The organism is Streptomyces sp., from assembly GCF_035645055.1.
GTDB lineage: Bacteria > Actinomycetota > Actinomycetes > Streptomycetales > Streptomycetaceae > Streptomyces.
Window position 1 is genome coordinate 1 of sequence record NZ_DASQNH010000044.1, and the last position, 18,691, is coordinate 18,691.

Sequence of the window (18,691 nt, forward strand, 5' to 3'; positions counted from 1 at the left end):
GACACCTCCGGGGACCCGGACTTCGCGACGCTGCTGGAGCGGGTGCGCGAGACGGACCTGGCCGCCTACGCCCACCAGGACGTGCCGTTCGAGCGGCTGGTCGAGGTCCTCAACCCGGAGCGGTCACTCGCCCGCCAGCCCCTCTTCCAGGTGATGCTCGCCCTCCAGAACACGCCGGGCGCGCAGCTGCGGATGCCCGGCCTGGAGATCGCCGCGGCCGAGGTGCCGGTGGAGGTCGCCCGCTTCGACCTGACCGTGCACGTGCAGGAGGCGCGGGACGCCGAGGGCGAACCCGCCGGACTCGCCGGTGCCGTCGAGTACCGCACGGACCTGTTCGACGCCGCCACGGCCGAGGCGATCGCCCGGCGCTTCGTACGGCTGCTGGACGCCGCCGTGGCCGATCCGCGGCGCCCCCTGGGCGACCTCGACCTGCTCGACGACCAGGAGCGGGCCGAGCTGATGCCCGTGCCGCGGACGCTGACCGCGGGCGGCACGCTCGCGGCCCGGTTCGCGCAGCAGGCCGCCCGCACCCCGGACGCCATCGCGGTGACCTGCGGCACCGAGCGGCTCAGCTACCGGGAGCTGGACGCGCGCTCCAACCGGCTGGCGCATCTGCTGCGCGAGCACGGGGCCGGACCGGAGCGCCGGGTGGCCCTGCTGCTGCCACGCTCGACGGACCTGGTCGTCGCGGTGGTCGCCGTGCTCAAGACGGGTGCCGCCTACGTCCCGCTGGACCCCGCGCACCCCGCCCGGCGGATCGCCCTCGTCACCGAGGACACCCGGCCGGCGGTCGCCGTCACCGCCCCCGAGTGCGCGCACGCGCTGCCCGCCGGCCTGCCCGCGGTGACGGTCGCCGACGCCGCGGCCCACCCCGGAGCCCCGCTGCCCGACCCCGGGACGCACCAGGACAACGCCGCCTACCTCATCTACACCTCGGGCTCCACGGGCCGTCCCAAGGGCGTGGTGGTGACCCACCGGAACGTGCTGCGCCTGTTCGCGGCCACCGAACGGCACCTGCGGCCCACCGCGGACGACGTGTGGACGCTGTTCCACTCGTACGCCTTCGACTTCTCGGTGTGGGAGCTGTGGGGCGCGCTGCTGCACGGCGGACGCCTGGTCGTCGTGCCGTTCGAGGTGAGCCGCTCCCCGGAGGACTTCCTGCGCCTCCTGGAGCGGGAACGGGTCACGGTGCTCAGCCAGACGCCGTCGGCGTTCCACCTGCTCTCCGCCGTGCCCACCGAGGGCGAACTGCCCGTGCGGGCGGTCGTGTTCGGCGGCGAGGCGCTCGACACCCGGCGCCTGGACGCCTGGTACGCCGCCCGCCCCGCCGACGCCCCGCAGCTGATCAACATGTACGGCATCACCGAGACGACCGTGCACGTGACCGCGCGGGCCCTGGGCCCCGCCGACGTCCGCGCGCGGCTCGGCAGCCCGATCGGCACTCCGCTGGCCGACCTCACCGTCCGGGTCCTCGACAGCGCGCTGCGCCCGGTCCCGCCGGGGGTGGCCGGTGAGATGTACGTGGCCGGCGCCGGCCTGGCGCGCGGCTACCACGACCGGCCCGGCCTGACCGCGTCCCGGTTCGTGGCCGACCCCTACGGCCCGCCCGGCAGCCGGATGTACCGCACCGGCGACCTGGCCCGCTGGGGCGCCGAGGGGCTGGAGTTCCTCGGCCGCGCCGACAACCAGGTCAAGGTCCGCGGCCACCGCATCGAACTCGGGGAGGTCGAAGCGGCGCTGGGCGCGCTGCCCGAGGTCGCCCACGCCGTCGTCGTCCAGCGGGACTCGGGCCGCCTGGTCGGGTACGCCGTACCGGCAGGGGCCGGGGCGGACGGCGGCGCCCTGCGGCGCGCGCTGGCCACGGCCCTGCCCGACTACATGGTGCCGTCCGCCGTGGTCCTCCTGGACCGGCTGCCGCTGACCGTGAACGGCAAGCTCGACCACGCGGCCCTGCCCGAACCACAGATCTCCGCCACCACCGCGCGGGAGCCGTCCGGCGAGACCGAGGCCGTGCTGTGCCGGGTCTTCGCCGAGGTGCTCGGCGTGCCCGAGGTCGGCGTCGACGACGGCTTCTTCGACCTGGGCGGCGACAGCATCACCTCGATCCGCCTGGTCAGCCGGGCCCGCGCCGAGGGCGTCCAGCTCACCGTGCGCGACGTGTTCGACCACCGGACCGTGGCCGCCCTCGCCGCGGTGGCGGGCGGCACCCGGACGGCGGCCGCGACCATGGCGGACCACGGCGACCTGCCGCTGACACCGATGGCGCACTGGCTCGCCGGACGCGGGGGCCCCGTCGACCGGTTCAGCCAGTCCCTGTGGATCCGCACCCCGCGCGGCCTGGACCGCGACACCCTGGAGCGGCTGCTCCAGCAGCTGCTGGACCGGCACGCGGCGCTCCGGACGGTCCTGGCCGACGACGGGCGGTCCTGGACCACCACGATCCGCCCGGCCGGCGCGGTCCGGGCCGCCGACCTGCTGCGGCAGGCCTCCGGCGACCTCGCCGACCTGCCCGCCCTGACCGAGGCGGCCCGCGACCGGCTGGCCCCCCGGGAAGGCGTGATGGCGCAGGCGGTGTGGCTCGACCGGCCCGGGCGCACCGGCCGGCTCGTCCTCGTCCTGCACCACCTGGTCGTGGACGCCGTGTCCTGGCAGATCCTGCTGTCCGACCTGGACACCGCCTGGCGCACCGGCGAGGTGCCGGAGACCGGAACCCCGCTGCGGCAGTGGGCCCACCTGCTGCCGGAACGGGCCCGGGCCCGGGAGGACGAACTGTCCTTCTGGACCCGTATGACGGCACCGGCACCCCTGCTGCTGGACGGCCCCGTGAACCCGGCACGCGACACGGAGGCATCCGTACGCCACCACAGTGCGCGGCTGTCCGCCGAGCGCACCGCCCCGCTGCTCACGGACGTACCGGCGGCGCTGCACGCCACCACCGGCGAGGTGCTGCTCGGCGCGCTCGCCCTGGCGCTCGCCGACTGGCGGGCCCGGCGGACCGGGACCGCGCACCCCGAGGTGCTGCTGGACCTGGAGGGCCACGGACGGGACGAGACGGACCCCGGCGTCGACCTGACCCGGACCGTGGGCTGGTTCACCAGTGTGTACCCCGTCCGGCTGGACACCGGCCCGGCGTCCTGGGCCGCCGAACCGCACGACGACCTGGCCCTCGGCCGCGCCTTCGGCCGGGTCAAGGACCAGCTGCGCGCGGTCCCGGAGAAGGGCACCGGGTTCGGCCCGCTGCGCCATCTGTCCCCGCGGGGGCGGCGGGCGCTGGCCGGCGCGGTGACGCCCGAGGCCGCGTTCAACTACCTGGGCCGGTTCGGCGGTGGCGGCGACTCGGCGGCCGACTGGGCCGTCGCGCCCGAGCCCGGCGCCTTCGGCGGCGCGGCCGACCCCGCGCTGCCCGTGGCGCACGGCCTGGAGATCACCGCGATGGTGCGCGACGACCAGCTCGTGGTGGGCCTGGCCTTCGCCGGTGCGCTGCTGCCGGAGAAGGCCGCGGCCGACCTGGTGGACACCTGGTTCGCCGTCCTGGACCGGCTCACCGCCCGCGCCGCGTCGCCCGTCCGCTTCGCCCCGACACCATCCGACGTCGGCCTGGTCCAGCTCAGCCAGGACGACCTCGACCTGTTCGAGGACGATCTGGACCTGTTCGAGGACGACCTCGACCTGTTCGAGGGCGAACCGGGCGCCCTCGCGGACACCTACCACCTGGCCGATCCCGGCGGCCCCGCCGGCCCCCGGCCCCACCCCTTCCACGCCGACGAGGAGGGCGACTGACATGCGCCAAGCGCATACCGGATCACGCGTCGAGGACGTCCTCCCGCTCGCACCGCTCCAGGAAGGGCTGCTCTTCCACGCCCTTTTCGACCCGGCCGGCACGGACGTGTACAACGTCCAGCTGACCCTCACCCTCAGCCAGGGAGCCGACCCCGGCCGGCTGCGCGGCGCGGTCGAGGCCCTGCTGCGCCGCCACCCGAACCTGCGCGGCTCCTTCCGCTTCGGCAAGTCCGGCCTGCCGGTCCAGGTGGTGCCGCGTGCGGTCACCGTGCCGTGGACCGAGACGGACCTGCGCGGGGCGGGCGAGGACGCGTACGCCCGGCTGCTCGCCGCGGACCGGGTGCGCCCGTTCGATCCCGCGCAGGGGCCGCTGCTGCGCTGCACGCTGGTGCGCACCGGCGAGCGGGAGCACCGGTTCGTGCTGACGCACCACCACATCCTGCTGGACGGCTGGTCGCTGGCGATCGCGGTGCGCGAGCTGTTCGCCCTCTACGCCGGGCGGCAGCTGCCGCCCGCGCCGCCCTACCGGAACTACCTGGCCTGGCTGGCCGGCCAGGACCCGGCGGCCGCCGAACACGCCTGGCGCACGGCGCTGGACGGACTCACCGCCGGCACGTTCATGGCACCGCCCGACCCGGCCCGCGCGGCGGCGCTCCCGGAGGCCGCCGAATGCCTGCTGCCCACCGACGTCACCACCGACCTCGCCCACCTCGCCCGGCGCAACGGCACGACGCTCAACACCGTCGTGCAGTGCGCCTGGGGCACGCTGCTGCGGCACGCCACCGGCCAGGACGACGTCGTCTTCGGCGCGATCGTCTCCGGCCGGCCGCCCGAGGTGCCCGGCGCGGACCAGATGGTCGGGCTGTTCATCAACGCCCTGCCGGTCCGTATCCGGTTCAGCCCCGCCGAGCCGCTCTCCGCGCTGCTGACCCGCGTCCAGCGGGAGCAGGCGGCGCTCACCGGCCACCAGCACCGCTCCCTCGCCGAGGTGACCCGCTGGTCCGGCCTGGACCGGCTGTTCGACACGATGGTCGTCTTCGAGAGCTACCCGGTCGACCACGACGGCCTGAAGGCCGGCGCCGACGGCATGCTCGCCACGGGGATGCAGGTCCAGGACGCCACCCACTACCCGCTCACCCTCGTGGTCGTCCCCGGGGAACGGCTCCGGTTGCGCGTCACCCACCGCACCGACCTCTTCCCGCCCGAGCACGCCCGCGACCTGGTGGCCCGGCTCGGACAGGTGCTCACCCGGTTCGCCACCGCCGCGGACGCGCCCGTCACCTCCGTCAGGCTGCTGGACCCCGTCGAGGAGCAGCGCGTCGTCCACCAGTGGAACGAGACCGGCCACCCGGTCCCCGAGCGGACCCTGCCCCGGCAGTTCGAGGAGACCGCGGCCCGCTTCGCCGACCGTACGGCGGTGGTCTTCGAGGGCGAGCGGGTGACGTACGGCGCTCTCGACGCCCGCGTCGACCGGCTGGCCCGCCGGCTGAGGGCACACGGCGTCGGCCCCGAGCGGCTGGTGGGGCTCGCGCTGCCCCGGTCCGTGGAACTCGTCGTCGCCGTCCTCGCGGTGCTCAAGGCCGGCGGCGCCTACCTGCCCCTGGACCTCGGCCTGCCCACGGAGCGGCTGCGGCTCATGACCGAGGAGGCCGCCCCCGACGTCATCGTCACCCTCGACGACACCACCGAACTGCCCGGGACCTTCCCCCGGATCGCCCTGCGCGGTGACTCCTGCGGCCCGCCCGGTCCACGGGCCGGCGACGGCCCCGGCGACCGCGCACCGCTCCCCGGACACCCGGCCTACGTGCTGTACACCTCCGGGTCGACGGGCCGGCCCAAGGGGGTCGTCGTCCCGCACGAGGGCATCGCCAACCGGCTCGCCTGGATGCAGGACGCCTACCGCCTGACACCGGACGACCGGGTGCTGCAGAAGACCCCGGCCGGATTCGACGTCTCCGTCTGGGAGTTCCTGTGGCCGCTGCTGAACGGCGCCACCCTGGTGGTGGCGCGCCCCGACGGCCACCGCGACCCCGGCTACCTCGCCCGGCTGATCGCCGAGGAGCGGGTCACCACCGTCCACTTCGTGCCGTCGATGCTGCGCACGTTCCTCGACGAACCGGCCTCGGCCGCGTGCACCAGCCTCACCCGGGTGATCTGCAGCGGCGAGGCCCTGCCCGCCGAACTCGCCGCCCGCTGCCTGGCCACGCTGGAGGGCGCGCGCCTGCACAACCTGTACGGGCCCACCGAGGCGTCCGTCGACGTCACCGCCTGGCGGTGCGACGGCGGCGACACCGTGCCCATCGGGCGGCCGGTGTGGAACACCCGCGCCTACGTCCTGGACAGCGCCCTCCAGCCGGTGCCCGTCGGCGTCACCGGCGAGCTGTACCTGGGCGGCCGCCAGCTGGCCCGCGGCTACCTCGCGCAGCCCGCCCGCACGGCCGAGCGGTTCGTCGCCGACCCCTACGGCCCGCCCGGCGCCCGCCTGTTCCGCACCGGCGACCTGGCCCGGCTGCGTCACGACGGCGCACTGGAGTACGCCGGCCGCGTCGACGACCAGGTGAAGCTGCGCGGGCAGCGGATCGAGCCGGGCGAGGTCGCCGCCGTGCTGGAACGCCACCCCGCCGTGCGCCACGCGGAGGTCGTGCTGCGTGCGGACCGGCTCGTCGGCTACGTCGTGCCCGCGCCCGGTGAGGACGCCGATCCGGCGGCCTTGCGCAAGCACGCCGCCGTCCACCTGCCGGACGTCATGGTCCCGTCGCACGTCGTCGTGCTCGACCGGTTCCCGCTCACCCCGAACGGCAAGCTGGACCGGCGGGCGCTGCCCGCCCCGGCACCGCCCGTCACCGATCCGGCCGGCGCCCCGCGCACCCCCCGCGAGGAGGTGCTGTGCGGGCTCTTCGCCGACATTCTCGGCCTGGACCGGATCGGCGTCCACGACGACTTCTTCGACCTGGGCGGCCACTCGCTGCTCGCGGCCCGGCTGATCGGCCGGGTGCGGGAGGTGCTCGGCGTCGAGACCGGCATCCGCACGCTGTTCACCGCGCCCACCGTCGCCTCCTTCGCCGAGCGCCTGGGCGAGGAAACCGGCAGCGGTCTCGACGTCCTGCTGCCGCTGCGGCCGACGGGCCGGCGCGCCCCCCTGTTCTGCGTCCATCCGGCCGCCGGACTCGGCTGGTGCTACAGCGGGCTGCTGCGCCACCTCGGCCGCGACCAGCCGGTGTACGCGCTGCAGTCCCGCGGCCTGGACGGCGCGCCGCTGTCCGGCGCCACGCTGGAGGACATGGCGGACGACTACGCCGAACAGATCCGCCGGGTGCAGCCGCACGGCCCGGTCCACCTCCTCGGATGGTCCTTCGGCGGCGTGCTCGCCCACCGGCTCGCCACCCGGTTGCAGGCCCGGGGCGAGGAGGTCGCCCTGCTGGCGATCCTCGACGCCTACCCGCGGTTCGACGGAGCACGGGACTACACCCCGGACACCCAGGCCGTGCTCACCGGCCTGCTGCACTACGCCGGCCACGCCTGGGACCGCGCCGAGCCGCTGACCGTGTCCGCCGCGCGGGCCGTACTGGAACGCGGCGGCAGCGCGCTCGCCACCCTGGACGAGCACCGGCTGGCCCGCGCGGTGGAGGTGTTCCGCCGCAACTTCGAGGCGCAGCAGGCCTTCTCCCCGGAGGTGTTCGACGGCGACCTGCTGTTCGTCACCGCGACCGGCGGACGCGGCGCGGACTGGCCGACCGCCGGGGACTGGCAGCCGTACGTCAACGGCGCCATCCGCCACCACCAGGTCGCCAGCGACCACGGCCTGATGCTCACCGACCCCGGCGCACTGGCCACCATCGGCCGTTGCGTCTCCGACCGGCTGCGCGATCTGACCCGCCGTGCCCGCGCGCACGGCGGGCCGGGCCCCGCCGCCCCCACCGAGAACCCCACAGGAAAGGGAACCCAGCGATGACCAATCCGTTCGAGGACAACGACGCCGACTACCTGGTGCTGGTCAACGAGGAGGGCCAGCACTCGCTGTGGCCGGCCTTCGCCGACGTGCCCGCCGGCTGGACCGTCGCGCACGGGAAGGACTCGCGCCAGGCATGCCTCGACTACATCGAGGCCCACTGGACCGACCTGCGCCCGCGCAGCCTGGTCCGCGCGATGGAGGACGCGAGTGCCTGAGCCGGCGCCGCGGCCCGCCGCACTGCTCGACGACTACCTCGGCCTGGTCGACGACAGCTGTGTGGCGCTGCTCCCGCACGTCCTGCGCATCGCCGTGGAGCTCGCCGTCGCCGACGTCCTCGGCGACGGCGCGCTCGGCGCCGACGAGATCGCCGAGGCCGTCGGCGCCGAGCCGGACGCGCTGTACCGGCTGCTGCGCGCGCTGGCGTCGGTCGGCGTGCTGACCGAGGAAGGCGGACACATCTTCCGGCTCACGCCGGCCGGGCACCGGCTGCGCGCCGGTGTCCCGGGCAGCGTCCGCACGTCGCTGCTCAACGTGGAGAGCCAGCGTGCCTGGCTGCACGGCATCGACACGTTCCGCACCGGCAGATCGGTGTTCGACGGCCGGCACGGCGGCTTCTTCGCCCACAAGGACGCCGACAGCGCCTCCGACCGGGCGTTCCTCCAGCGGATGCGGGAGCGGGCCGCGCGGCTGTACCCGCGGTTCGCCACCGGCACCGACTGGAGCGAGTCCCACACGGTGATGGACATCGGCGGCGGCGACGGCTACCAGCTCGACGCGATCCTGCGCAGCGCACCACGGCTGCGGGGCGTGCTGTTCGACCGGCCCGCGGTGGTGGCCGCGGTCCGCGAGGCCGGCACCTTCGACGGCCGCGACTGCGAGCTGCGGGCCGGTGATTTCTTCGAGGGCGTGCCCCGGGGCGCCGACACCCACCTGCTGTGCAGCGTGCTGCACGACTGGACGGACGAACAGTGCGTGTCGATCCTGTCCTCCTCGCGGGCGGCGCTGGAACCGGGCGGCCGGCTGATGATCGTCGAAATGCTGGTGCCCGAGGACGGCTCCTGGCATCCGAGCATGTGGAGCGACATCGGAATGATGGTGCTCACCGGCGGCCGCGAGCGCACCGCCGCGGAGTTCGAGGCGCTGCTCACCAAGGCGGGTTACACCCTCTCCGCCGTGCGCGCCGTGCCGGACTCCGACTTCTCCGTGCTGGTGGCCGAACAGCCCCGGTGACGCCCTTCTCCTCGCGTCCTCTACCTCCCTCACGTCCCCTAGGAAGGACTCTGATGCAGTCACCGAGCGGCGTGCCGCAGCACGCCACGGACGTCACGCTCAACCACCTGGAGTACTACGCCCCCGACGCCGACGAGGCCGCGGCCGAGCTGGAGGACCGGTTCGGCCTCCGGCCGTGGGGTTCCCGGGTGCTGCCCGGCGGTGGCCGCACGATCGCCCTCGGCGTGCGCGACATCGCCGTCCTGGTCACCGACGGCCCGCACACCCGCGCGTTCACCGAGCGGCACGGATCCGGCGTGGCGGACATCGCGCTGCGCACCGCCGACGCGGCCGTCACGCACCGGACGGCGGTGGCGGCCGGCGCCCGGTCCCTGCGGGACCCGGCCACCGAGGACGGGGCGACGCTCGCGGCCGTCGCGGCGTTCGGGGACGTGGCGCACACCCTGGTGCAGCCGCCCGCCGGCACCGACGGGACATGGCTGCCCGGCTTCGGACCGCTCACGCCGCAGCCGCCCTCGTCCACCTGCCTGGAGCGGGTCGACCACTTCGCCGTCTGCCTGGAACCCGGCGACCTCGCCCCCGCCGTGGAGCGCTACGAGCGCACCCTCGGCTTCCGGATGACCTTCGCGGAGCGCATCGAGGTGGGCACCCAGGCGATGGACTCCAAGGTCGTGCAGAGCCCCTCCGGGGACGTCACCCTGACCCTGATCGAGCCGGACACGAGCGGCGACTGCGGGCAGATCGACCGATTCCTGCGGGACAACGGCGGGGCCGGCGTCCAGCACGTGGCGTTCTCCACCCGCAACGTCGTCCGGTCCGTCGCCGTCCTCGCCGAACGCGGCGTCGGCTTCCTGGACACCCCGGACACCTACTACGACCGGCTCACCGAGCGGCTCACGCCGGCCCGGCATCCGGTGGCCGAACTCCGGGACCTGGACATCCTGGTCGACGAGGACCACGACGGCCAGCTGTACCAGATCTTCACCCGCTCCACGCACCCGCGCGGCACGCTGTTCTACGAGGTCATCGAGCGGTTCGGCGCCCGCAACTTCGGCAGCGGCAACATCCGGGCGCTCTACGAGGCGGTGGAGGAAGCGGCCCTGGCCGGGCAGAGCCGATGAGTGGGACCACGGTCGCGCCGGCCCGCTCCGCCGTGCTGCGGGCCGGCGAACTCCACCCGGCCCTGAGCCGGCCGGTCCTGGAGTCGATGAACTTCCTCAACGAGGTGTCGCACCGCTACCCCGACGCCATCTCGCTCGCCGCCGGCCGGCCCCACGAGGGCCTCTTCGAGGCGGACGCCCCGGAACGCCATCTCGCCGCCTACCGGCGGCACCTGGCCGCCGAACGCGGGCTCACCCCCGAACAGGTGCGCAGGACGCTGTTCCAGTACGGCCGGACCAAGGGCATCATCCACGACCTGATCGCCCGGATGCTCCGTCTCGACGAGGGCATCGACATCGACCCGGAGTCCGTGGTGGTCACCGTCGGCTGCCAGGAGGCGATGGTGCTCACCCTGCGCGCGCTGCGCGCCGACGACCGGGACGTGCTGCTCGCCGTCGCCCCGACCTACGTGGGCCTGACCGGGGCGGCCGCCCTGGTCGACCTGCCCGTGGTGCCCGTACCCGGCGGCCCGCGCGGTGTCGACCTCGACGCACTCGCCCACGAGGTCTCCCGGCTGCGGGCCGAGGGACGGCGCCCGCGCGCCTGCTACGTCATGCCTGACTTCGCCAACCCTTCCGGGCTGAGCCTGGATCTCGCCACCCGGCACGCCCTGCTGGACGCGGCGGCGGCGCTCGACCTGCTGCTCCTGGAGGACAACCCGTACGGGCTCTTCCACGGCGGGGAGCACCTGCCGACCCTGAAGGCGCTCGACACCGGCCACCGGGTGGTCTACTTCGGTTCGTTCGCCAAGACCTGCCTGCCCGGCGCCCGCGTCGGCTACGTCGTGGCCGACACCCCGGTCGCGGGCGCCGACGGCGGCCACGGCCTGTTCGCGGACGAGCTGGCCAAGATCAAGGGCATGCTCACCGTGAACACCTCCCCGGTCGCGCAGGCCGTCGTCGGAGGCCACCTGGTGACCCACGGGTGCAGCCTGGTCGCCGCCAACACCGCGGAACGCGCGCTGTACCAGCGCAACCTCCACCTCCTGCTCGACGGCCTGGCGGCCCGCTTCCCCGCGGACAGCGGCGTGCGCTGGAACACCCCGGGCGGCGGCTTCTTCGTCGTGGTGGACGTGCCGTTCACCGCGGACGACGCGGCGCTGGAGCACTCCGCCGAGGAGTACGGGGTGCTGTGGGTGCCGATGCGCCACTTCTACGACCATCCGGACGCCGACCGGCGGCTGCGCCTGTCGTGCAGTGCCGTCTCGCCGGCCGAGATCGACGAGGCCCTGGACCGCCTGGCCGCGTTCGTCGCGTCCCGCCGCTGAGCGGCAGTCGGGACCGACGACGAAGACGGGGGTGCCGGCGAAGTCCTCTTCGCCGGCACCCCCACCTTCCGTATTTCCCCCGGCCCTAGTCGCCGGGCCAGGCCGAGTACTGCCGCCTGCCGTACAGGAGCGGCACGTCGTCGGCGTGGTCGACGGTGCTGACCTCGCCGAACAGCAGGGTGTGGTCGCCGATCTCCAGGGTCCGGGCCAGCCGGCACTCCGCCACGGCGAACGCGTCCCGGTGCAGCCACGGCAGGCCCAGCCGGGGGGTCGGCCGCCAGGGCACCGCGGCGAACCGGTCGGTGGGCGAGGCGAACACCGACGCCGCCTCCCGGGCGCGGGCGTGCAGCAGGTTCACGGCGAACCGGCGGTTCTCCAGGATCGCCGCCAGCACTTGGCTGGTGGACGTCAACGACACCTGGAGCGTCGGCGGCCGCACGGTGACGCTCGACAGGGAGGAGCAGGTCAGGCCGTACGGTGTGCCGTCCTCGCCGGTCGTGGTGACGACCACGACACCGGTCGGGAAGGCGCCCATCAGCGTGCGGTACTCGGCGGCGTCCACGTGCCCGGGATGCCTGTCCACGGTGGTCATCGCCCGCCCCTACGCCGGCCGCCGCCCGGCCATGAGCCCCTTCAGGGACTCCTTCACCGGGCCCAGGTACAGGTCGCGCACGTCATCCGGTGCCTCGGTGACGGCCCACTTCAGCATCGAGACCATCCGCCCCGGTGTCGGCCGCAGGAAGCGGTGCTCGATGTCGGCGAAACCGAACGGCTTGGGGACGAAGTCGGCCGAGGACAGCAGGCCGAACAGGTGCCGGGCCGCCTCGTCGCCGGACACCTCGCCCCGCTCGTAGCGCGAGGTCTGCTCGACGACCGCGTCCAGCAGCGCCCGGTAGCGGGCGTCGGGCCACCACAGACCCGGATAGGTCTGGTCCTCCAGCGCCCGCAGATGCTCCGGGTCACCGGTGCGCCGGAACCGCATCATCGCGGCCTGCAACCGGTTCGAGCTGAACACCGTGCCGAGCGTCCACACCCGGAACACCGCGCTCCACAGCGGATAGTGGCCGAAGGAGATGAACGAGGCGTTGACCAGCGCGTCGTTGTAGTCGAGCAGCCCCTGCTCCACGCGCTCGACGTACTCGAACCGCTCCAGGGTGAAGTCGTCCTCGCGCAGCGCGCCCAGCAGCCGGTGCGCCAGGACGTTCACCACGTTCGCGGTGTTGGAGATGCCGCGCGAGAACAGCGGGTCGATGAAGCCGGCCGCGTGCGACATCAGGCACCACCGGGCTCCCACCGAGCGGGTCGCGGAGTACTGGAGCCGCTCCGTGGACACCCACTCGCGCACCGAGACCGCGTTCTCGAACTGCCGCTTCACGGCCGGGAACCGGGAGGCCAGCTCGAAGAACTCCTGCTCGGGAGTCAGCTCCCGGTTCTTCGGGTACGTCCGCTCGTCCAGCGTGACGCCCACGCTGACCAGCGGGTTGCGGGAGGCGGGATTGTTGTCGAAGGGGATGACCCAGAACCAGCCGCGGTCGAAGGTGTGGTGCATCGTGCCGTCGTACCAGCGCGTCGGCGGGCACTGGTCGCCGGTGTGGCCCAGTACCTCGTCCTGCCGCACATTGATCATGTGCCCGAACAGCGACCGCGAGTGGTGCTTGAGCCGGGACGGCTCCTCGCGCAGGCCCAGCTTCGCGGCGAGCGGTGAGCGGAAACCGCTCGCGTCCACCAGGTAGCGGGCCGTGATCCGGCGCCCGTCGGCTCCCACCACGGCGACCCGGTCGTCCTCGATCTCCACGTCGGACACCAGGTAGTCCAGCTTGGGCACACAGCCGTGGCGGACCGCGGCGTGGAAAAGGTAGGTGTCGGTGTCCTGCCGGAACAGGTGGCTGGTCTTGTACACCCCGCCCGGAGTGCTCAGCTGGACCGCCTCACGCCAGTCGGGCTCCTCGCCCTCGCGATGGAGCAGGAACCCGAAGTGGTCCTTCACCCCGAACGAGCTGTTGATCCGCTCCATGAGGAACTTGGTGTTCGTCAGCGTCGCGATCTCGGGGACGTCGTACCGCTCGGCGATCATCCTGAGCGTCACGAGGGTCTCGGGGATCGTCGACTCGCCGACCGCGAACTTCGGGTGCGAGCCCGCGTCCACGAGCAGCACCGACGCGCCGTGGCGGGCGAGGATCGCGCCGAGCATGGAACCGGCGATCCCGGCTCCCAGCACGATGACGTCGTGATCGGTCGTGGCGTTCACAGGCGGCCTCGCACAAGGTCGGGGGTGGCGGCCAGCAGCAGCCGCCGGATGTCGGGGGAGGGGCTGGTCCGGGCGGCGGCGCGCAGCCGGCCCACGGCGGTGAGGCCGCGGCCCGGTTCGCGCAGCGCGGTCACACCCGACCGGAACGCCGGCGGGGTCACCTGCCGCAGCGTCTCCAGATCGTCGTCGGGCACGAGGCCCTCGTAGGCCCGGGCGGGGCCCTGCGAGCCGGGCAGGGCCACGACCGCCTCCCGCAGCCGCAGCGTCGCATAGAAGCTCGCCAGCTCCCAGCGCTCCACGAACGCGTCCAGCCGCGCCGGGTCGGCCGATGCGGCGAGGAAGTCGGCGACGAGCCGGCCGTGGGCCGTGCGCAGGCGCTCGTCGAGCGCGAGCACCTCGGTGAAACGGGCGGCACCCAGGTCGTCGGCGGCGAGCGCGTCGATCAGCCGCCAGGCCAGCGCGTTCACGACCTGGAGCTCGTGGACCAGCTCACCGGCGAGGAACGGGTCGGTGAAACCGGCGGCGGCGCCGAGCGCGAACCAGCGCTCTCCCGCCCGCCGCTCCCTGGCGTAGTGCTGCGCTCCGGTGGAGCGCCACGGCTGCACCGGAGCGACGCGGCGCAGCCGCAGCCGCGGCACCCGCTCCAGCAGGTCCCGGAACTCCCGCTCGGGATCCTCGTCCCGCTCGAACCGGTCGGCGTCCACCGTGAAGCGCACCCCGGTGACCGGATTCACCCCGCCGTTGGTGAACGGGCTCAGCGTGAGCCAGCCGCCGTCGAACAGATGGTGCGTGGTGCCGTCCGAGGCGGGCAGACCCGTCTCGATCAGATGGGTGTGGACCGACCGGGTGCGCGGTTCGTCCCCCGCGCCCTCCTCGCGCACCTCCGCGCCGAGCGCCGCCAGGGCGGCCGAGTCCCGGCCGCTCGCGTCCACCAGGAAACGCGCCGAGAACGTCTCCCCGCGCGCCGTCGTCACCAGCACCCGGTCCGCGGTGACCTCGGCCTTGACGACCTTGACCTGCTGACGGACCCGGGCGCCGCGCAACGCGGCGGTGTGGAAGAGGTAGGCGTCGACGTCCTGCCGGTACAGCAGGGCCCCGGCCGCGGCGCGCGGCAGCGCCACCCGTCGCTCCCGCCCGTCGTGCGCGAAGCCGATCGAGCGTTCCGCACCGACCCGCCGGCTCACCTGCTCGCGGGCCGTGGCGTACTCGGCGAGGCGGGCGAACTCCGGGACGTCGTAGCGCGCCGAGAGCAGCCGCAGCAGCCAGGACAACAACGGCGTCGACGTCTCGCCCTGCCGGTAGCGCGGGTGGGTGTCCTCGCCGACGATCAGGACGTCCGAGCCGGCCCGGGCCAGCGCCGCGGCCAGGACCGAGGCGCCGGGGCCGGAACCCAGGACGAGTACGTCGTGGTCGGATGTGACGCTCATGTCGTCCCCTCATGGCTGGTCAACAACGGAGCCTCCGTAGTGGTGCGGGTGGGGTCGGAGCGGCCGCGGTCCAGCCGCAGCCTGCGCAGCAGCGGGCCGGTCGCGGCCGTGGTCACCAGCGCCATGCAGGTGAGCATCGCGAACAGCTGCTGGGACAGGACGCCGAGGGTGAGGCCGAGCTGGAGCACGATCAGCTCGGTGACGCCGCGGCAGTTCATCATCAGTCCGAGGGCCGCCGCGTCCCGCCGGTGGCGGCCCAGCAGGCGGGCGAAGAGGGCCACCGTGCAGAACTTGGCCGCCGAGGCCACGAGCACGATCAGGGCGAGCACGCCCCAGTCCCGCAGGCCGCCCACCGCCGGCAGGTCGAGCTTGAGGCCGACCACGGCGAAGAAGACGGGCAGCAGCACCCAGCCGGTCAGCCCCTCCACCCGGTCCGCGATCCGCTGGATCGCCACCGAGTTGCGGGGCATCACCACGCCGGCGATGAACGCCCCGAAGATGGCGTGCGCGCCCATGGTGTCGGTGAGCCACGCCGAGACCAGCGTGGTGGTCAGCACGGCCGCCGCCACCAGCGGCTGACCCGCCTCACCGATCCGCGGCGCGAGCCGGGTGAACGCCGGGCGGACCACCAGGAACATGACGGCCGCGTAGAGCGTGACCAGCGCGCACGACAGCACGGTGGGCGCGGCGGAGGCGCTGGTGGCGACCGCCGTCACGGCGGCCAGCAGACACCAGGCGATGACGTCGCCGATTCCGGCCGTGGCCAGACCGAGGGTGCCGAGCGGAGTGTGCGTCAGGCGCTGCTCGCCGAGGATCCGTGCCAGGACGGGAAACGCGGTGATCGCGAAGGCGACACCCACGAACATCACCATCGCCAGCCGGGAGGCGCCGGGAGGCCGGTACGAGTCGAGCAACGCCGCGGCCAGGACCGCGCCGCACAGGAACGGCACGGCCGTGCTGGCCTGCGCGAGCGCCGCTGCCGCCGGGCCGCTGCGGCGCAGCAGGTCCAGGGGCAGCTCCAGGCCGACGAGGAACATGAACAGCACGACGCCCAGCTGCGCGAGGGTGTCCAGCGACGGAAGGATCGAGGCGGGGAACAGCGTTCGCTGCAGGTCCGGCAGGAAGAAGCCGAGGACGGACGGGCCGAGCATGAGACCGGCGACGATCTCGCCGACCACCGCCGGCTGGCCCAGCCGTCTGAGCGCGGCACCCACCAGCCGTACCACCACCAGGATGACGGCCAGCGCGGGCAGCAGCCGGGACGGATGGACCGCGTCGGCCGGGTCCCCGGAGCGCCCGGGTTCGGCCAGCGTCACCAGCAGGGCGACCGCCGCGGCGGCCGGCACGACGACGAGCAGCAGATAGCCGAGCGGATAACGTGCTCTGTTTCTGTTCGTCAGCAAAGAAGGGTTCCTTGTCCGAAGGGGACGTTCGACGAGGCACGCTGGTTCGTGCGCGCCGCCGGCGGCGGCGCCGAGGGGCCGCTCGCCACGACGGGGCACTCGCCCGACCTTCGGGATGCGCGGGCCGGCGCAGTCGGGACTCCATCTATAGCCACCGCCCGCGGCGGCCGAGAACCCCTGACTCCGGTGCCCCCCTAGGCCGCCCCCGCGCACCCCTGTCCGACCGCCGCCGACACTGGGGTGGTGCTGGGGTTCTGACGGAGCGGCACCGGCTCCTAGGGTGAGCGGGACATCCAGTGGTGAGCCCTGAAATCCGGTGGTGAGAGCCCGAATCGGGAAGCCCTGGCCCGGCCCGCGTACCCGAGGCCGGACGCCACCACGGGCCGTACACGTCGAGGAGTCCCACGGTGAACCCGCCACGGTCGAATCCGCCCACCCGCCGGCTGGACCAGGTACTGGCCGACGCCGCCGGGCGCCACGGTGACCGCCTCGCGGTGATCGACGAGACCGAGTCCCTCACCTACCGGCAGCTGGACGAGCGGGTGACCGCGCTCGCGCGGGAGCTGACGCGGCACGGGGTCGGTCCGGGTTCCCGGGTCGGCGTGCACGCGCCGCGCGGGATCACCGCGGTCACCGCTCTCTACGCCGTGCTGCGCGCCGGCGCGGTCGCCGCCCCGCTCGACCCCGCGGACCCGCCCGCCCGGCTGGCGCGCACCGTCCGCGGCAGCGGGCTGCACTTCCTGGCCTCCGCCGCGCCCGCCCGCGCCGCCGAGGCCGCCGCCCTGCTGGGCCGCACCGCCCCGCCCACCGACCTGGGCGGCCTGAGCCTGCTGCCGGTCGCCGCCGAGACCGCCGGCGACCTGGCGCTCGACGGCGGTTACATCTTCTCCACGTCCGGCAGCACCGGCACCCCCAAGGGCGTGCTGCTGTCCCACGAGAACGTCCTGCACTTCGCCGACTGGGCGGCCCGCACCCTCGGCCTGCGCGCCGAGGACCGGGTGGGCGCGCAGGCCGCCCTCACCTTCGACCTCAGCACCTTCGACCTGTACTCGTCCGCCCTGGCGGGCGCGGCCGTGCACCTCATGCCCGAGCGGCTCACCGCGTTCCCGGCCGATGTCGCGGGCTGGCTGCGCGAGCACGAGATCTCCGTGCTGTACGCGGTGCCGACGCTCTACCGGCTGCTGCGGCGGACGGGCCTCCTCACCGGGCGGACGGCCCCCCACCTGCGGCTGTTCGCCTTCGCCGGGGAACCGCTGCCGCCCGACCTGCTCGCCTGGTACCTCGCCGGGTTTCCCGGCGCCTCCTGCCACAACCTGTACGGCCCCACCGAGACCAACGTGTGCACGGCCGCGCACTTCCCGCCCGGCAGCACCGTCGGCGACACGGTGCCGATCGGCCGGGCCGTCGAGGGCGTGCACACCGTCGTCCTGGACCCGCACGGCCGACCCGCCCGGCGCGGCGAACTGCATGTCGCCGGACCCACCGTGCTGCGCGGCTACCTGGTCGACGGCGAGCTGCGCGACCCCACCCGCGAGGTCCGCTTCGCCGACGGCGTCACCCGCCGCGCCTACCCCACCGGAGACCTCGCCGAGACCGGCGACGACGGCCGGCTGCTGCTGCTCGGCCGCGCCGACGACCAGGTCAAACGCCGCGGCCACCGCATCGACCTGCGGGACGTGGAGAGCGCCCTGCGCGAGGCCGCCGCCCCGGAGGCCTGCGCCGTGGTCGCCAAACGCGGCCCCCACGAGGGCGAGATCTGGGCGTACGTGGTCGGCGCCGAGAGCGAGCGGCAGGTCCTGACCGCACTGGCCGGCGTGCTGCCGCGCCGGATGCTGCCCGACCGCATCGTCCTGACCGACCGCCTGCCGGTGAGCGGGCACGGAAAGGTCGACCGACGCGAGCTCGCCGAGCTCGCCAGCACCGAAGGAGCATGATGGAATCCGTCGACGACCTGTGCGCCCTGATCCAGGAGTTCGCCGCGTCACCGCTCTCCCCGGCGGCCGGCCGGGAGCCCGGCCTGGAGGTCACCAGCGATCTGCGGTTGCTCGACACCGGCCTCCTCGACTCGATGAGCGTCCTCACCCTCGTCGTGGAGATCGAGCAGCGCTGCGGCATCAGGATCCCGGAGGAGGAGATGGTCGCCGCGAACTTCCGCACGCCCGCGCATCTGTGGGACCTCGTCTCGTCGCTGCGCGCGCAGACCGTCTGAGCGGCGGGGGAGTG

Annotated in this window: 12 protein-coding genes; 8 read left to right on the plus strand and 4 right to left on the minus strand. The window is 74.3% G+C overall.

What is annotated here, in order from left to right; all coding sequences use genetic code 11:
* From VE614_RS14515 to VE614_RS14540, 6 genes are all read left to right on the plus strand, one after another.
* A partial coding sequence (locus VE614_RS14515) for an amino acid adenylation domain-containing protein (protein WP_324936550.1) occupies positions 1–3,780 on the plus strand: 3,780 nt, incomplete at its 5' end.
* Between the two features lies 1 nt (position 3,781).
* Positions 3,782–7,732 (plus strand): amino acid adenylation domain-containing protein, encoded by a 3,951-nt coding sequence (locus VE614_RS14520; protein ID WP_324936552.1) that lies wholly within the window; start codon positions 3,782–3,784, stop codon positions 7,730–7,732.
* Entirely contained in the window at positions 7,729–7,947 is a 219-nt protein-coding gene (locus VE614_RS14525) for an MbtH family protein (RefSeq protein WP_324936554.1), read from the plus strand. Before VE614_RS14520 ends, VE614_RS14525 begins: the two co-directional genes overlap by 4 nt.
* On the plus strand, positions 7,940–8,962 hold the full coding sequence (locus VE614_RS14530; RefSeq protein WP_324936555.1) for a methyltransferase: 1,023 nt from the start codon (positions 7,940–7,942) through the stop codon (positions 8,960–8,962). The genes VE614_RS14525 and VE614_RS14530 overlap by 8 nt, the downstream gene beginning before the upstream one ends.
* Before the next feature lie 53 nt (positions 8,963–9,015).
* Entirely contained in the window at positions 9,016–10,083 is a 1,068-nt protein-coding gene (gene hppD / locus VE614_RS14535) for a 4-hydroxyphenylpyruvate dioxygenase (protein WP_324936558.1), read from the plus strand.
* Positions 10,080–11,390 (plus strand): PLP-dependent aminotransferase family protein, encoded by a 1,311-nt coding sequence (locus tag VE614_RS14540; protein ID WP_324936560.1) that lies wholly within the window; start codon positions 10,080–10,082, stop codon positions 11,388–11,390. Before hppD ends, VE614_RS14540 begins: the two co-directional genes overlap by 4 nt.
* A gap of 85 nt (positions 11,391–11,475) precedes the next feature.
* Here the strand turns inward: VE614_RS14540 and VE614_RS14545 are convergent, their stop codons facing one another.
* The 4 genes from VE614_RS14545 to VE614_RS14560 are packed head-to-tail and all read right to left on the minus strand — an operon-like array spanning position 11,476 to position 16,468.
* Complete coding sequence (locus VE614_RS14545; protein ID WP_324936562.1) at positions 11,476–11,982, minus strand: flavin reductase family protein; 507 nt, start codon at positions 11,980–11,982, stop codon at positions 11,476–11,478.
* A gap of 9 nt (positions 11,983–11,991) precedes the next feature.
* Positions 11,992–13,638 (minus strand): NAD(P)/FAD-dependent oxidoreductase, encoded by a 1,647-nt coding sequence (locus VE614_RS14550; RefSeq protein WP_324936564.1) that lies wholly within the window; start codon positions 13,636–13,638, stop codon positions 11,992–11,994.
* Positions 13,635–15,065 carry an NAD(P)/FAD-dependent oxidoreductase gene (locus tag VE614_RS14555; protein ID WP_324936566.1) on the minus strand — a complete coding sequence of 477 codons (1,431 nt, stop codon included), beginning with the start codon at positions 15,063–15,065 and terminating at the stop codon, positions 13,635–13,637. Before VE614_RS14555 ends, VE614_RS14550 begins: the two co-directional genes overlap by 4 nt.
* On the minus strand, positions 15,062–16,468 hold the full coding sequence (locus tag VE614_RS14560; RefSeq protein WP_324936568.1) for a cation:proton antiporter: 1,407 nt from the start codon (positions 16,466–16,468) through the stop codon (positions 15,062–15,064). Before VE614_RS14560 ends, VE614_RS14555 begins: the two co-directional genes overlap by 4 nt.
* Before the next feature lie 407 nt (positions 16,469–16,875).
* On the opposite strand from VE614_RS14560, the gene VE614_RS14565 reads away from it, so the two are divergent.
* Together VE614_RS14565 and VE614_RS14570 are read left to right on the plus strand one after the other, a co-directional pair.
* Complete coding sequence (locus VE614_RS14565; protein ID WP_324936570.1) at positions 16,876–18,402, plus strand: amino acid adenylation domain-containing protein; 1,527 nt, start codon at positions 16,876–16,878, stop codon at positions 18,400–18,402.
* Positions 18,402–18,677: an acyl carrier protein gene (locus VE614_RS14570; RefSeq protein ID WP_324936572.1), complete on the plus strand. Its 276-nt coding sequence runs from the start codon at positions 18,402–18,404 to the stop codon at positions 18,675–18,677. The genes VE614_RS14565 and VE614_RS14570 overlap by 1 nt, the downstream gene beginning before the upstream one ends.
* The last annotated feature ends 14 nt before the right edge of the window (positions 18,678–18,691 follow it).